The organism is Franconibacter daqui (assembly GCF_014644275.1).
Lineage (GTDB): Bacteria > Pseudomonadota > Gammaproteobacteria > Enterobacterales > Enterobacteriaceae > Franconibacter > Franconibacter pulveris.
On the sequence record NZ_BMKJ01000001.1, the window covers coordinates 493,603 to 509,561 of the forward strand.

15 protein-coding genes are annotated in these 15,959 nt (G+C 55.3%); all 15 read left to right on the forward strand.

Translation table 11 applies throughout. The features are described 5' to 3' along the window. Positions 1-270: 270 nt before the first annotated feature. The 15 genes from sdhC (at position 271) to tolR (ending at position 15,939) form a co-directional block, all read left to right on the forward strand. Positions 271-675 carry a succinate dehydrogenase cytochrome b556 subunit gene (gene sdhC / locus IEX01_RS02350; RefSeq protein ID WP_024557141.1) on the forward strand — a complete coding sequence of 135 codons (405 nt, stop codon included), beginning with the start codon at positions 271-273 and terminating at the stop codon, positions 673-675. After that, positions 669-1,016, forward strand: coding sequence for a succinate dehydrogenase membrane anchor subunit (sdhD, locus tag IEX01_RS02355; RefSeq protein WP_024557140.1), 348 nt, complete (start codon positions 669-671; stop codon positions 1,014-1,016). Before sdhC ends, sdhD begins: the two co-directional genes overlap by 7 nt. Further along, positions 1,016-2,782: a succinate dehydrogenase flavoprotein subunit gene (sdhA, locus tag IEX01_RS02360; protein WP_024557139.1), complete on the forward strand. Its 1,767-nt coding sequence runs from the start codon at positions 1,016-1,018 to the stop codon at positions 2,780-2,782. Before sdhD ends, sdhA begins: the two co-directional genes overlap by 1 nt. A gap of 16 nt (positions 2,783-2,798) precedes the next feature. After that, positions 2,799-3,515: a succinate dehydrogenase iron-sulfur subunit gene (locus IEX01_RS02365; RefSeq protein ID WP_024557138.1), complete on the forward strand. Its 717-nt coding sequence runs from the start codon at positions 2,799-2,801 to the stop codon at positions 3,513-3,515. A gap of 344 nt (positions 3,516-3,859) precedes the next feature. Further along, the gene (gene sucA / locus IEX01_RS02370) at positions 3,860-6,667 is read left to right on the forward strand and encodes a 2-oxoglutarate dehydrogenase E1 component (protein WP_024557137.1); all 2,808 of its coding nucleotides are present in this window, start codon (positions 3,860-3,862) and stop codon (positions 6,665-6,667) included. A gap of 14 nt (positions 6,668-6,681) precedes the next feature. After that, positions 6,682-7,911, forward strand: coding sequence for a 2-oxoglutarate dehydrogenase complex dihydrolipoyllysine-residue succinyltransferase (gene odhB, locus IEX01_RS02375; protein ID WP_024557136.1), 1,230 nt, complete (start codon positions 6,682-6,684; stop codon positions 7,909-7,911). 102 nt (positions 7,912-8,013) lie between these two features. Beyond that, the gene (gene sucC / locus IEX01_RS02380) at positions 8,014-9,180 is read left to right on the forward strand and encodes an ADP-forming succinate--CoA ligase subunit beta (RefSeq protein ID WP_024557135.1); all 1,167 of its coding nucleotides are present in this window, start codon (positions 8,014-8,016) and stop codon (positions 9,178-9,180) included. Next, entirely contained in the window at positions 9,180-10,049 is an 870-nt protein-coding gene (gene sucD, locus IEX01_RS02385; RefSeq protein ID WP_024552427.1) for a succinate--CoA ligase subunit alpha, read from the forward strand. Before sucC ends, sucD begins: the two co-directional genes overlap by 1 nt. Positions 10,050-11,103: 1,054 nt before the next feature. After that, complete coding sequence (gene cydA / locus IEX01_RS02390; RefSeq protein ID WP_024557134.1) at positions 11,104-12,702, forward strand: cytochrome ubiquinol oxidase subunit I; 1,599 nt, start codon at positions 11,104-11,106, stop codon at positions 12,700-12,702. 15 nt (positions 12,703-12,717) lie between these two features. Beyond that, complete coding sequence (gene cydB, locus IEX01_RS02395; protein WP_024560335.1) at positions 12,718-13,857, forward strand: cytochrome d ubiquinol oxidase subunit II; 1,140 nt, start codon at positions 12,718-12,720, stop codon at positions 13,855-13,857. 14 nt (positions 13,858-13,871) lie between these two features. After that, the gene (cydX, locus tag IEX01_RS02400) at positions 13,872-13,985 is read left to right on the forward strand and encodes a cytochrome bd-I oxidase subunit CydX (RefSeq protein WP_055725542.1); all 114 of its coding nucleotides are present in this window, start codon (positions 13,872-13,874) and stop codon (positions 13,983-13,985) included. A 2-nt stretch (positions 13,986-13,987) separates the two neighbouring features. Next, a complete protein-coding gene (ybgE, locus tag IEX01_RS02405; protein WP_073859844.1) occupies positions 13,988-14,278 on the forward strand; it encodes a cyd operon protein YbgE in 291 nt (96 codons plus the stop codon). Positions 14,279-14,413: 135 nt separating this feature from the next. Further along, on the forward strand, positions 14,414-14,818 hold the full coding sequence (gene ybgC, locus IEX01_RS02410; protein ID WP_024557131.1) for a tol-pal system-associated acyl-CoA thioesterase: 405 nt from the start codon (positions 14,414-14,416) through the stop codon (positions 14,816-14,818). Next, entirely contained in the window at positions 14,815-15,507 is a 693-nt protein-coding gene (gene tolQ / locus IEX01_RS02415) for a Tol-Pal system protein TolQ (RefSeq protein WP_024552435.1), read from the forward strand. The genes ybgC and tolQ overlap by 4 nt, the downstream gene beginning before the upstream one ends. A 3-nt stretch (positions 15,508-15,510) precedes the next feature. Continuing rightward, positions 15,511-15,939, forward strand: coding sequence for a colicin uptake protein TolR (tolR, locus tag IEX01_RS02420; RefSeq protein WP_024557130.1), 429 nt, complete (start codon positions 15,511-15,513; stop codon positions 15,937-15,939). Positions 15,940-15,959 lie beyond the last annotated feature (20 nt).

A 15,959-nucleotide genomic window follows, 5' to 3' on the forward strand; every position in this document is an offset into this window, starting at 1 on the left:
ATGATTAAAAATTAAAATTATGTTGTTATCGTGATCCTGGTCACTGTTCCGACCAAAAGCGGCCAAAGTATTTGTATGTTAATTGTAATGATATTGTGAACATCCTATACTGCCGCCAGGTCTCCGGAACACCCTGCCGCCGCGAGCCACCCAGCGTAGTAACCCTTCGTTTAACACTGGAAGCAGTTGTTTTTGCATGACGCAGAGTTATAGAAAAGTGACGCTGTCTGACCCGCCTGCAGACCGGAGGAAGGAAACAATAAGAAAAGCATGTGGGCGCTATTCATGATAAAAAAGGTGAAAAAACAAAGACCTGTTAACCTGGATCTCACAACGATCCGGTTTCCTGTCACCGCGATTGCTTCTATCCTCCACCGCGTTTCCGGCGTGATCACGTTTGTCGCTGTCGGCATTCTGCTCTGGTTGCTCGGGCTTTCGCTCTCCTCCCAAGAAGGTTTTCTGGCCGCGTCCTCCATCATGGACAGCTTCTTCGTTAAGTTCATTCTCTGGGGCATCCTCACTGCGCTGGCTTACCACGTGGTCGTAGGCATTCGCCACATGCTGATGGACTTTAACTACCTGGAAGAGACTTTCGCCGCGGGCCAACGCTCCGCGCGTGTTGCTTTTGTTATTACTGTCGTGCTTTCAATTCTCGCAGGAGTCCTCGTATGGTAAGCAACGCCTCCGCATTGGGACGCAATGGCGTACATGACTTCATCCTCGTTCGCGCTACTGCTATCGTTATTACGCTCTACATCATCTATATGATCGGCTTTTTCGCCATGAACGGCGAGCTGACCTATGAGATCTGGCGCGGTTTCTTCGCCTCCACCTTCACCAAAGTTTTTACCCTGCTCACGCTTATCTCGATTCTGGTCCACACATGGATTGGCATGTGGCAGGTGTTAACGGACTACGTTAAATCGCTCGCGCTTCGTCTATTCCTGCAACTGGCGATCGTGGTTGCGCTTGCGGTTTACGTTATTTATGGATTCGTTGTGGTGTGGGGTGTGTAATGAATTTACCAGTCAGAGAATTTGATGCTGTAGTGATTGGCGCAGGCGGCGCAGGCATGCGCGCGGCGCTGCAAATTTCCCAGAGCGGCCAGACCTGTGCGCTGCTCTCTAAAGTGTTTCCTACTCGTTCGCACACCGTTTCCGCCCAGGGCGGCATTACCGTTGCGCTTGGCAACTCCCATGAAGATAACTGGGAATGGCACATGTACGACACGGTAAAAGGTTCCGACTACATCGGCGACCAGGATGCTATCGAATATATGTGCAAAACTGGCCCGGAAGCGATTCTGGAGCTTGAGCACATGGGGCTGCCGTTCTCCCGTCTGGACGATGGCCGCATCTATCAGCGTCCGTTCGGCGGCCAGTCGAAAAACTTCGGCGGCGAACAGGCGGCGCGCACCGCAGCCGCCGCGGACCGTACCGGCCACGCTCTGCTGCATACGCTGTATCAGCAGAACCTGAAAAACCACACCACGATTTTCTCCGAATGGTATGCGCTGGATCTGGTGAAAAACCAGGATGGCGCGGTGGTTGGCTGTACCGCACTGTGCATCGAAACCGGTGAAGTGGTTTACTTCAAAGCCCGCGCCACCGTGCTGGCGACCGGCGGCGCAGGCCGTATTTACCAGTCCACCACCAACGCCCACATCAATACCGGCGACGGCGTCGGCATGGCGCTGCGCGCGGGCGTACCGGTGCAGGATATGGAAATGTGGCAGTTCCACCCGACAGGCATCGCGGGCGCTGGCGTACTGGTGACGGAAGGCTGCCGCGGCGAAGGCGGCTATCTGCTGAACAAACATGGCGAGCGCTTCATGGAGCGTTATGCCCCGAACGCCAAAGACCTGGCGGGCCGCGACGTAGTGGCGCGCTCCATCATGATCGAAATCCGCGAAGGCCGCGGCTGCGACGGTCCGTGGGGCCCGCACGCCAAGCTGAAGCTCGACCACCTGGGTAAAGAGGTGCTGGAGTCCCGTCTGCCGGGCATTCTGGAGCTTTCCCGCACCTTCGCCCACGTTGACCCGGTAAAAGAGCCGATTCCGGTTATCCCGACCTGCCACTATATGATGGGCGGCATTCCGACCAAAGTGACCGGCCAGGCGCTGACCGTGAACGCGCAGGGCGAAGATGTGGTAATTCCTGGCCTGTTCGCGGTAGGCGAAATCGCCTGCGTATCCGTGCACGGCGCCAACCGCCTCGGCGGCAACTCGCTGCTCGACCTGGTGGTGTTTGGCCGTGCGGCGGGCCTGCATCTGCAGGAGTCCATCGCCGAGCAGGGGCCGCTTCGCGACGCGAGCGACTCTGATGTGGAAATGTCTCTTGAACGTCTCAACCGCTGGAACAACAACCGCAACGGTGAAGATCCGGTGGAAATTCGCAAAGCGCTGCAGGAGTGCATGCAGCATAACTTCTCGGTGTTCCGCGAAGGCGATGCCATGGCGAAAGGGCTTGAGCAGCTGAAAACGATCCGCGAGCGCCTGAAAAACGCTCGTCTGGACGACACCTCCAGCGAGTTCAACACCCAGCGCGTAGAGTGCCTGGAGCTCGACAACCTGATGGAAACCGCTTACGCCACCGCCGTTTCTGCGAACTTCCGTACCGAAAGCCGTGGCGCCCATAGCCGCTTCGATTATCCGGATCGCGATGACGAAAACTGGCTGTGCCACTCGTTGTACCTTCCGCAAAGCGAATCCATGACCCGCCGCGAGGTGAACATGGAGCCGAAATTGCGTCCGGCGTTCCCGCCGAAAGTGCGTACTTATTAATTGCGGAGAGACGGTGATGAAACTCGAATTTTCTATCTATCGCTATAACCCCGATGTCGACGACGCGCCGCACATGCAGGATTACGTCCTGGAGCAGGAAGAAGGGCGCGACATGATGCTGCTGGATGCACTCATGCTGCTGAAGGAGAAGGACCCTACGCTGGCGTTTCGCCGCTCCTGCCGTGAAGGGGTCTGCGGTTCCGACGGCCTGAACATGAACGGTAAAAACGGTCTGGCGTGCATCACGCCGATCTCCGCCCTCGGCAACGGCAAGCAGAAAATTGTTATCCGTCCGCTGCCCGGTTTGCCGGTTATTCGTGACCTCGTGGTGGACATGGGGCAATTCTATGCCCAATATGAGAAGATTAAGCCTTACCTGTTGAATAATGGGCATAATCCGCCGGCGCGTGAGCATCTTCAGACGCCGGAGCAGCGTGAAAAACTCGACGGTCTGTATGAGTGTATTCTTTGCGCCTGCTGTTCGACCTCGTGCCCGTCGTTCTGGTGGAACCCGGACAAGTTCATCGGGCCGGCAGGGCTGCTGGCGGCGTACCGTTTCCTTATCGACAGCCGCGATACGGAAACCAACGATCGCCTCGATGGCCTGAGCGATGCTTTCAGCGTATTCCGCTGCCACAGCATCATGAACTGCGTCAGCGTATGTCCGAAGGGCTTAAACCCGACGCGCGCCATTGGGCACATCAAATCGATGCTGCTGCAGCGCGGTGCGTAACTGACCGAAACATGCCGGGAGCGTAGGCTCCCGGCAGTATAAAGAGTAAGCAGGAAACCTTTAAAAACCGCTAATTGTAGTAGCACCAGTAATCGATGCGTTCAGCGCGAGGCAAGGCGGCAACTGAGCGCATCCCCGGGAGCATAGTGGACTATGTGACCGGGGTAAGCTCAGGCAGCCAACGCAGCCGCAGCCTGAAGGCCGAAGATTAATGGCAGTTTTTAAAGGTTCCTTCGCGGGCCCCACCAAGAAGAGCTCGCAAGTGAACCCTGGGACGTGCGTCTTACCGCGTACGTTGTAGTTATCCACGGCGAAATAAGCATACTGATGCTTAAGGGATCACGATGCAGAACGGCGCAATGCAAGCCTGGCTGGACTCTTCTTATCTCTCTGGCTCGAACCAGAGTTGGATAGAACAGCTCTATGAAGACTTCCTAACCGATCCTGATTCAGTGGACGCCCACTGGCGCTCCATGTTCCAGCAGTTGCCTGGCACCGGAGCCAGACCGGATCAATTCCATTCCAAAACGCGTGATTATTTTCGTCGCCTGGCGAAGGATGCCTCACGTTACACTTCCTCGATTACCGACCCTGACGCTGATGTTAAGCAGGTTAAAGTCCTGCAGCTGATTAACGCCTACCGTTTCCGCGGCCATCAGCAGGCTAATCTGGATCCGCTGGGTTTGTGGAAACAGGATCGCGTAGCCGATCTCGACCCGGCATTCCATAACCTGACCGAGGCCGATTTCCAGGAAACCTTTAACGTAGGCTCCTTCGCTGGCGGCAAAGAAGCGATGCAGCTCGGCGAGCTTATCGAAGCGCTCAAGCAGACCTACTGCGGCTCCATCGGCGCGGAATACATGCACATTACCTCCACGGAAGAGAAGCGTTGGATCCAGCAGCGCATTGAATCGGTGGTGGGCCACGCAAGCTTTAGCGTGGAAGAGAAAAAGCGCTTCCTCGGCGAACTGACCGCGGCGGAAGGGCTGGAGCGTTACCTGGGCGCCAAGTTCCCGGGAGCGAAACGTTTCTCGCTTGAAGGCGGCGATGCGTTAATCCCGATGCTCAAAGAGATGATTCGCCACGCCGGCAAAAGCGGCACCCGTGAAGTGGTGCTGGGCATGGCGCACCGCGGTCGTCTGAACGTGCTTATTAACGTGCTGGGCAAAAAACCGCAGGATCTCTTCGACGAGTTTGCAGGCAAACACAAAGAGCACCTCGGCACCGGCGACGTGAAATACCACATGGGCTTCTCGTCCGACATCGAAACCGAAGGCGGCCTGGTGCACCTGGCGCTGGCGTTCAACCCGTCGCACCTCGAAATTGTAAGCCCGGTAGTGATGGGCTCCGTGCGCGCGCGTCTGGATCGTCTGGACGAACCGAGCAGCAACAAAGTGCTGCCGATAACTATCCATGGCGACGCGGCGGTTACCGGCCAGGGCGTGGTTCAGGAAACCCTGAACATGTCGAAAGCGCGTGGTTACGAAGTGGGCGGCACCGTTCGCATCGTTATCAACAACCAGGTGGGCTTCACCACCTCCAACCCGCTGGATGCGCGTTCTACGCCGTACTGCACCGACATCGGCAAGATGGTACAGGCGCCGATTTTCCACGTGAACGCGGACGACCCGGAAGCGGTGGCGTTTGTTACCCGTCTGGCGCTGGAATTCCGTAACAACTTTAAACGCGATGTTTTCATCGACCTGGTGTGCTATCGCCGTCACGGCCACAACGAAGCCGATGAGCCGAGCGCAACCCAGCCGCTGATGTACCAGAAAATCAAAAAGCATCCGACCCCGCGCAAACTCTATGCTGACCAGCTGGAGCAGGAAAAAGTGGCGACGCTGGAAGACGCAACCGAAATGGTCAACCTCTACCGCGACGCGCTGGATGCCGGCGAATGCGTGGTGAAAGAGTGGCGACCGATGAACATGCACTCCTTTACCTGGTCGCCATACCTCAACCATGAGTGGGACGAAAGCTACCCGAACAAGGTAGAGATGAAGCGGCTACAGGAGCTGGCTAAGCGCATTAGCACCGTGCCGGAAAGCATCGAAATGCAGTCGCGCGTGGCAAAAATTTATGCCGACCGTCAGCTGATGGCGAACGGCGAGAAACCGTTCGATTGGGGCGGGGCGGAAACGCTGGCTTACGCTACGCTTGTTGACGAAGGGATCCCGGTGCGTCTGTCGGGCGAAGACTCTGGTCGCGGCACCTTCTTCCACCGTCACGCGGTAGTACACAATCAGACCAACGGCTCCACTTATACGCCGCTGCAGCACGTGCATAACGGTCAGGGCCAGTTCAAAGTCTGGGACTCCGTGCTTTCCGAGGAAGCGGTGCTGGCGTTTGAATATGGTTACGCCACCGCTGAGCCGCGCACGCTGACCATCTGGGAAGCGCAGTTTGGCGACTTCGCCAACGGCGCGCAGGTGGTAATTGACCAGTTCATCAGCTCCGGCGAGCAGAAATGGGGCCGTATGTGCGGCCTGGTGATGCTGCTGCCGCACGGCTATGAAGGCCAGGGGCCGGAGCACTCCTCCGCACGCCTGGAACGTTATCTGCAATTGTGCGCTGAGCAGAATATGCAGGTTTGCGTACCTTCCACGCCAGCGCAGGTTTACCACATGCTGCGTCGTCAGGCGCTGCGCGGTATGCGTCGTCCGCTGGTGGTAATGTCGCCGAAATCCCTGCTGCGTCATCCGCTGGCGATTTCAAGCCTTGATGAGCTGGCGAACGGCACGTTCATGCCGGCTATCGGCGAAATCGATGAGCTGGATCCGAAAGAAGTGAAACGTGTGGTGCTCTGCTCCGGTAAGGTTTACTACGACCTGCTGGAACAGCGCCGCAAAAACGATCAAAAAGATGTGGCCATTGTCCGTATCGAGCAGCTTTATCCGTTCCCGCACCAGGCGGTGCAGGAGGCGCTTAAGCCGTTCGCTCACGTACATGACTTCGTCTGGTGTCAGGAAGAGCCGCTTAACCAGGGCGCATGGTACTGTAGCCAACACCACTTCCGTGAAGTGATTCCGTTTGGGTCCGCGCTGCGTTATGCAGGCCGCCCGGCCTCCGCCTCTCCGGCGGTAGGGTATATGTCCGTTCACCAGAAACAGCAACAAGATCTGGTTAATGACGCGCTGAACGTCGATTAATAAAAGGATAAATAATGAGTAGCGTAGATATTCTTGTTCCCGACCTGCCTGAATCCGTTGCTGACGCAACCGTCGCCACCTGGCATAAAAAACCGGGCGATGCAGTCACACGCGATGAAGTGCTGGTAGAAATCGAAACTGACAAAGTGGTACTGGAAGTACCGGCGTCGGCTGACGGCATTCTGGATGCTGTGCTGGAAGAAGAGGGCACCACCGTGACCTCTCGCCAGATCCTCGGCCGCCTGCGTGAGGGCAACAGCGCAGGCAAAGAGAGCAGCGCCAAAGCTGACGCCAAAGAATCGACGCCTGCGCAGCGTCAACAAGCTTCTCTGGAAGAACAAAATAATGACGCGCTGAGCCCGGCTATTCGCCGTCTGCTGAGCGAACATGACCTTGACGCCAGCGCCATCAAAGGCACCGGCGTAGGCGGCCGCCTGACCCGTGAAGATGTGGAAAAACATCTGGCGAAAGCGAAATCCGCGCCGGCGCAAAGCGCCAAAGCGCCTGAGCAGCAGCCTGCCGCAGCGCAGCCGGCGCTTGGCAACCGCTCTGAAAAACGCGTGCCGATGACCCGCCTGCGCAAGCGTGTGGCGGAGCGTCTGCTGGAGGCGAAAAACTCCACCGCCATGCTAACCACCTTCAACGAAGTGAACATGAAGCCGATTATGGATCTGCGCAAGCAGTACGGCGAAGCCTTCGAGAAGCGTCACGGCATCCGCCTGGGCTTTATGTCCTTCTACGTTAAGGCGGTCGTGGAAGCGCTCAAGCGCTACCCGGAAGTTAACGCCTCTATCGACGGCGAAGATGTGGTTTATCACAACTACTTCGACGTCAGCATGGCGGTTTCCACGCCACGCGGCCTGGTAACGCCGGTACTGCGCGACGTTGATCTGCTGGGCATGGCTGATATTGAAAAACGCATCAAAGACCTGGCGGTGAAAGGCCGTGACGGCAAGCTGACCGTTGAGGATCTCACTGGCGGCAACTTCACCATCACCAACGGCGGCGTTTTCGGCTCGCTGATGTCCACGCCTATCATCAACCCGCCGCAGAGCGCGATCCTCGGCATGCATGCCATTAAAGATCGCCCGATGGCGGTAGATGGCAAGGTCGAGATCCTGCCTATGATGTATCTGGCGCTCTCCTACGATCATCGTCTGATCGACGGCCGCGAATCGGTAGGCTTCCTGGTGGCTATCAAAGAGCTGCTGGAAGATCCGACTCGTCTGCTGCTGGACGTGTAGCAACGCGGGAGTGCGCTCCCGACTTTTACCCTGTGGCCGCTCCGGAAGGGGCGGCGTCAGTACCCGAGCGTAACGGCTCTTAAGTCTTAATGGATAGAACACATGAACTTACACGAATATCAGGCGAAACAACTGTTTGCCCGGTATGGCTTACCGGCGCCGGTGGGTTATGCCTGTACTACCCCGCGTGAAGCAGAAGAAGCCGCGTCTAAAATCGGTGCAGGTCCGTGGGTAGTTAAATGTCAGGTTCACGCAGGCGGTCGCGGTAAAGCGGGCGGCGTGAAAGTGGTTAAGAGCAAGGAAGAGATCCGCGCTTTCGCTGAGCAGTGGCTGGGCAAACGTCTGGTGACCTACCAGACAGACGCTAACGGCCAGCCGGTCAACCAGATTCTGGTAGAAGGCGCAACCGATATCGATAAAGAGCTTTATCTTGGCGCGGTTGTCGACCGCGGCACGCGTCGCGTGGTCTTTATGGCCTCTACCGAAGGCGGCGTGGAAATTGAAAAAGTGGCGGAGGAAACCCCGCACCTGATCCACAAAATGGCGCTTGATCCGCTGACTGGCCCTATGCCGTACCAGGGCCGCGAGCTGGCGTTCAAACTGGGCCTGGAAGGCAAGCAGGTTCAGCAGTTCACTAAAATCTTCATGGGCCTGGCGACGTTGTTCCTTGAGCGTGACCTGGCACTGGTAGAAATTAACCCGCTGGTTATCACCAAACAGGGCGACCTGATTTGCCTCGACGGCAAACTGGGCGCGGACGGCAACGCGCTGTTCCGCCAGCCGGATCTGCGTGAAATGCGCGACCACAGCCAGGAAGACGCCCGCGAAGCGCACGCTGCGCAGTGGGAGCTGAACTATGTGGCGCTGGATGGCAACATCGGTTGCATGGTGAACGGCGCGGGCCTTGCGATGGGCACCATGGACATCGTTAAGCTGCATGGCGGCCAGCCGGCGAACTTCCTTGACGTGGGCGGCGGCGCGACCAAAGAGCGCGTGACCGAAGCGTTTAAAATCATCCTGTCTGACGACAAGGTGAAAGCCGTTCTGGTAAACATTTTCGGCGGTATCGTACGCTGCGACCTGATTGCCGACGGCATCATCGGTGCGGTGGAAGAAGTAGGCGTAAACGTGCCGGTGGTGGTGCGTCTTGAAGGCAACAACGCTGAACTTGGCGCGCAGAAACTTGCTGAAAGCGGCCTGAATATTATTGCGGCGACAAGCCTGACGGATGCTGCGCAGCAGGTCGTTGCTGCGGTGGAGGGGAAATAATGTCTGTTTTAATCGATAAAAACACCAAAGTCATCTGCCAGGGCTTTACCGGCAGCCAGGGGACTTTCCACTCCGAGCAGGCGATTGCGTACGGCACCCAGATGGTCGGCGGCGTAACGCCGGGCAAAGGCGGCACCACCCACCTGGGTCTGCCGGTTTTCAATACCGTGCGTGAAGCCGTCGAAGCGACAGGCGCTACCGCCTCCGTTATCTACGTTCCGGCGCCGTTCTGTAAAGACTCCATTCTGGAAGCTATCGATGCAGGCATTAAGCTGATTATCACCATCACCGAAGGTATCCCGACGCTGGATATGCTCACCGTGAAAGTGAAGCTTGATGAAGCTGGCGTGCGCATGATTGGTCCGAACTGCCCGGGCGTCATTACCCCAGGCGAATGCAAGATAGGCATCATGCCGGGCCACATTCATAAGCCTGGTAAAGTAGGTATTGTTTCCCGCTCTGGTACATTGACCTATGAAGCGGTTAAGCAGACTACCGATTACGGCTTCGGCCAGTCCACCTGCGTGGGCATCGGCGGCGACCCGATCCCGGGTTCCAACTTCATCGATATCCTGAAGCTGTTCCAGGAGGATCCGCAGACAGAAGCTATCGTGATGATCGGCGAGATCGGCGGCAGCGCGGAAGAAGAAGCGGCGGCGTACATTAAAGATCACGTCACGAAGCCGGTTGTGGGCTACATCGCAGGCGTTACCGCGCCGAAAGGCAAGCGTATGGGCCATGCGGGCGCCATCATCGCAGGCGGTAAAGGCACAGCGGACGAGAAATTCGCTGCTCTGGAAGCGGCTGGCGTGAAAACCGTTCGCAGCCTGGCCGACATCGGCGACGCGCTGAGCACTATCCTGAAATAAACCGTTTCCTCGTTACAGAGAAAACAAAAAGTCCGATTCCATCTTTCGACATGGTTGGCCACCTCCGGGTGGCCTTTTTTATGCCCTGACTCCAGGGCGCGCTGTGACAGGCAGAACTGCCACGACAGGCGCGCAATAGCGTTTACTCTACGCCGCCGCGTTTTTCCATAACCTGATTTGATGATCACGCAGGGGAGGGGCGAAGAGTGTTCTTTGCCGTTTTACTGTGGCCGTACCGCGCCAGTCGCTGGCGTATGCCGCGTTATTCATGAGTTTCGTTAACGTTCCTTTTTGGCAAAAAAAGGGCTGTTTTAAGTAAAACTTTGGTGAGCAGCGCGCGAAAAAGGCAGGCTGTTGAATTTTAACGGGCAAAAAATAAGGGTTGTAGAAAAAATAAAAGCGCCGCTTATCAGGAAAAAAGAGATTAACGCAAATCATCACCGCCGTTTAATTGTTAATTAAATGCTGCATTAATGAAATAAACTTGCTATATCACGGCGCGATAAAAAGAAGGCGAAAATATGTGACCAGGTTAACATTGTCTCAACTTTTAATTAAAGAAAAGCCGCACGCTAATAAATAACGAAAAGTCATGACAAGGTTAAATTAGCTAACTTACCATTTCACTGAAATGCACATTTAATTAACATCAATTTTACCGATGTAACCCAACTGGCTTGAAAATTAACATTAATTTTGAAAATTGATTTAAATCAATTTTTTGAACAGAAGGAAATGAGTGAAATTTATATTAATTGCGGTAAATCAATATGGCGCTTTTATAGGAAATTCGGTATAAATTGATCAACTTCGAGAAACGCAAATAAGCTTAATAAAACCTGTTTATTGTAAGGTTTTTGCGGCGTAATATATTTGTCGAATCAATTTGTTTTATTTAACGTATTTGTAACCTAACGCCACAGTTTTCTTACATCACCTCCGTGATGCGGCTTTGGCGTACCGGAAGCAAATGTATTTCTATTGGGGCATGCGTTGTGGAAACCGGTAACGGGAGCCGCATTCAAAGTCTTCATGCGAAGAGCAAGGAGTCAAGATGTTAGATATAGTCGAACTGTCGCGCTTACAGTTTGCCTTGACCGCGATGTACCACTTTCTGTTTGTGCCGCTGACGCTCGGTATGGCGTTTCTGCTGGCGATTATGGAAACGGTTTACGTCCTCTCTGGTAAACAAATTTATAAAGATATGACCAAGTTCTGGGGCAAGTTGTTTGCAATCAACTTTGCGCTGGGCGTGGCGACCGGCTTGACCATGGAGTTCCAGTTCGGGACTAACTGGTCTTATTATTCCCATTACGTGGGCGATATTTTTGGCGCGCCGCTGGCCATTGAAGGGTTAATGGCGTTTTTCCTTGAATCCACCTTTGTCGGCTTGTTCTTTTTTGGCTGGGATCGTCTGAGCAAAGTGCAGCATATGGCGGTGACCTGGCTGGTGGCGCTGGGTTCTAACCTCTCCGCGCTCTGGATTCTGGTAGCGAACGGCTGGATGCAGAACCCGGTTGCTTCCGATTTCAACTTTGAAACCATGCGCATGGAGATGGTGAGCTTCTCCGAGCTGGTGCTGAACCCGGTAGCGCAAGTAAAATTCGTTCACACCGTCGCAGCAGGGTATTGCACCGGCGCGATGTTTATTCTCGGTATCAGCGCGTGGTACATGCTGAAAGGCCGCGACTTCGCCTTTGCTAAACGCTCTTTCGCGATAGCGGCGAGCTTCGGCATGGCGGCGGTGCTTTCCGTTATCGTGCTGGGCGACGAATCCGGTTACGAGATGGGCGACGTGCAGAAAACCAAACTTGCGGCGATCGAAGCGGAATGGGAAACCCAGCCGGCGCCAGCGGCGTTCACGCTGTTTGGTATTCCGGATCAAGAAGGGCAGGAAAACCACTTCGCGATTCAAATTCCTTACGCGCTTGGCATTATCGCGACCCGCTCCGTTGATACGCCGGTTATCGGCCTGAAAGATCTGATGGTGCAGCACGAGGCGCGCATCCGTAACGGCATGAAAGCCTATCAGTTGCTGGAGCAACTTCGCGGCGGTTCTACCGATCAGGCAGTTCGCGATCAATTCAACAGCGTGAAGAAAGATTTGGGCTATGGTCTGCTGCTTAAGCGCTACACCCCGAACGTGTCTGACGCGACCGAAGAGCAGATTAAGCAGGCAACCCAGGATTCTATTCCGGCTGTGGCGCCGCTTTACTTCTCCTTCCGCATCATGGTCGCCTGCGGCGTGCTGATGCTGCTTATCATCGGCGCCGCTTTCTGGAGCGTCATTCGTAACCGTATCGGTGAGAAAAAATGGCTGCTGCGCGCGGCGTTTTACGGCATTCCTCTGCCGTGGATCGCAGTGGAAGCAGGCTGGTTTGTCGCAGAGTATGGCCGTCAACCGTGGGCTATCGGCGAGGTATTGCCAACGGCGGTGGCGAACTCAACGCTGACTGCGGGTGACATCATCTTCTCAATGGTGCTGATTTGCGGGCTCTACACGCTCTTCCTGGTGGCTGAACTCTTCCTGATGTTCAAATTTGCCCGCCTGGGACCGAGCAGCCTGAAAACCGGTCGCTACCATCACGAGCAGCCCAACGCGGGTTCTCGGGAATATGAAGAGTCCACCGTGGCTTCTCAGCCGGCACGCTAAGCGAGGAGAGGGAAAATGATCGATTACCAAGTATTGCGCTTTATCTGGTGGCTGCTGGTCGGCATTCTGCTGATCGGTTTTGCGGTCACCGATGGTTTTGATATGGGGGTCGGCATGCTGACCCGCGTGCTGGGACGGACCGATACCGAACGTCGCGTGATGATTAATACCATTGCGCCGCACTGGGACGGCAACCAGGTATGGCTCATCACGGCGGGGGGCGCGCTGTTCGCCGCCTGGCCGATGGTCTATGCCGCCGCGTTCTCCGGCTTTTATGTGGCGATGATCCTGGTGCTGGCGTCGCTCTTCTTCCGCCCGGTTGGTTTTGACTACCGCTCGAAGATTGAAGACACCCGCTGGCGCAATATGTGGGACTGGGGCATCTTCGCAGGCAGCTTCGTGCCGCCGCTGGTTATCGGCGTGGCGTTCGGCAACCTGCTGCAGGGCGTGCCGTTTACGGTAGATGAGTATTTGCGCCTGACCTACACCGGCAATTTCTTTCAGTTGCTGAACCCGTTTGGTCTGCTGGCGGGTATTGTCAGCGTGGCGATGATCGTTACTCAGGGCGCGACTTACCTGCAGATGCGCACCGTTGGCGAACTGCACCTTCGTTCGCGCAATACTGCGCAACTATCTGCGCTGGTAATGATGGTGTGCTTCGTGCTGGCGGGTGTTTGGGTTGTGTTTGGTATCGATGGCTATGTCGTCACGTCCACTATTGACGTTCATGCGGCGTCTAACCCGCTGACCAAAGAAGTGACCCGCGAGGCGGGCGCGTGGCTTGCGAACTTCAATAACACGCCGGTTTTGTGGGCGCTGCCTGCGCTGGGTGTGGTGCTGCCGGTACTGACGATTCTGGCTTCGCGTCTGGAGAAAGGGGCCTGGGCGTTTGTCTTCTCTTCACTGACGCTGGCGTGCGTTATCCTCACTGCAGGCATTGCGATGTTCCCGTTCATCATGCCGTCCAGCATTATGATGAATGCCAGCCTGACGATGTGGGACGCCACCTCAAGCCAGCTGACGCTGACTGTGATGACCTACGTGGCCGCCGTGTTCGTACCGATTATTCTGCTCTACTCCACGTGGTGTTACTGGAAAATGTTCGGTCGCATCACCAAAGAGCATATTGAAAGCAATACCCACTCTCTGTACTAAGTAAGGAGCTGATTATGTGGTACTTCGCATGGATTTTAGGCACGCTTCTTGCCTGTGCTTTTGGGGTGATTACTGCGCTTGCGCTTGAGCATGTTGAAGCGGTCAAAGCGGGTAAAGAAGAGCACTGATGATTAACTTCATCACGAAGCTTTATGCAGTTATGGATAAGAGCCCCTTGCGGGCTCTTTCCTTAATCATGGCGCTAACGCTTGCCGGCTGCGTATTCTGGGACCCGACCCGCTTTGCGGCGAAGACCAGCGAGCTTGAGATTTGGCATGGCTTGCTGCTTATCTGGGCGGTTTGCGCAGGGGTGATTCACGGCACGGGATTCAGGCTGCGCGCAACCTACTGGCAAGCCTTGTTTTTCCCGCTCATCGCTGACCTTGTGCTGCTCGCCGGGCTGCTCTTTTTCTTCTTTTGAGCAACAACTCGCCACTGCTATTTATGGGCCGCTGAAGGCCCATAAATATTTACTCTCCGTTTACTTCAACCCATTCCAAACCTACACCCTCTTGCGTATAGTAAGCAGCGTTTAATTGCATTACCGGGATGTAGAGTGAGCACAACGCTGTTTCGATGGCCGGTCCGGGTCTATTACGAAGATACCGATGCCGGTGGTGTGGTTTATCACGCCAGTTATGTCGCTTTTTATGAAAGAGCACGCACAGAGATGCTGCGCCATCACCACTTTAGTCAGCAAGAGCTGCTGGCTGAGCGCGTGGCCTTCGTCGTACGCAAGATGACGCTTGAGTATTTTGCGCCTGCCCGACTCGACGATTTACTCGAAATCCAGACTGAAATTACATCGATGCGTGGGACTTCACTGATCTTCACGCAGCGGATAGTCAATGCCGATAATACCCTCCTCAACGAAGCGGAGGTTCAAATTGTCTGCGTTGATCCACTCTTAATGAAGCCTCGTGCGCTTCCCAAGTCTATTGTCGCGGAGTTCAAGCAGTGACTGACATGAATATCCTTGATTTGTTCCTGAAGGCAAGCCTTCTGGTCAAACTTATCATGTTGATTTTAATTGGTTTTTCCATCGCTTCCTGGGCTATCATCATTCAGCGAACGCGTATTCTCAACGCGGCGAGCCGCGAAGCGGAAGCGTTTGAAGATAAGTTCTGGTCCGGCATTGAGCTTTCCCGCCTTTATCAGGAAAGCCAGGGCCGTCGTGAAAATCTGAGTGGTTCAGAGCAAATCTTTTACGCAGGTTTTAAAGAGTTCGCCCGTCTGCATCGCGCCAATAGCCATGCGCCGGAAGCGATTGTCGAAGGGGCTTCACGCGCCATGCGTATCTCCATGAATCGCGAACTGGAAACGCTGGAAACCCATATTCCTTTTCTTGGCACCGTGGGGTCCATCAGTCCTTATATCGGTCTGTTCGGCACCGTATGGGGGATCATGCACGCCTTTATCGCCCTCGGCGCGGTGAAACAGGCGACCCTGCAGATGGTGGCGCCGGGTATCGCGGAAGCGCTGATCGCAACCGCTATCGGTCTGTTCGCGGCAATTCCCGCCGTTATGGCTTATAACCGCCTGAACCAGCGCGTGAACAAGCTGGAACTGAATTACGACAACTTTATGGAAGAGTTCACCGCTATTCTGCACCGTCAGGCTTTTACCAGCAGCGAAAGCAGCAAGGGGTAAACCATGGCCAGAACACGTGGACGGGGTCGTCGCGATCTGAAGTCTGAAATCAACATCGTACCGCTACTGGACGTGTTGCTGGTGTTGTTGCTCATCTTTATGGCAACGGCGCCGATAATCACCCAGAGCGTGGAAGTGGATCTGCCGGACGCCACGGATTCGAAAACTGTCAGCACCAATGACGACCCACCCGTCATCATTGAAGTTTCCGGGGTTGGGCAGTACAGCGTGGTGGTTGAAAAAGATCGTATGGATCAATTGCCTTCGGAGCAGGTGGTGGCGGAAGCCCAGCGTCGCTTGCAGGCGAATCCGAAAACGGTCTTTCTTATCGGTGGCGCTAAAGATGTCCCTTACGATGAAATTATTAAAGCGCTGAACCTGTTGCATCAGGCGGGTGTGAAATCTGTCGGGTTAATGACGCAGCCAATTTAAGCGTTTTACGCAACGGGTGA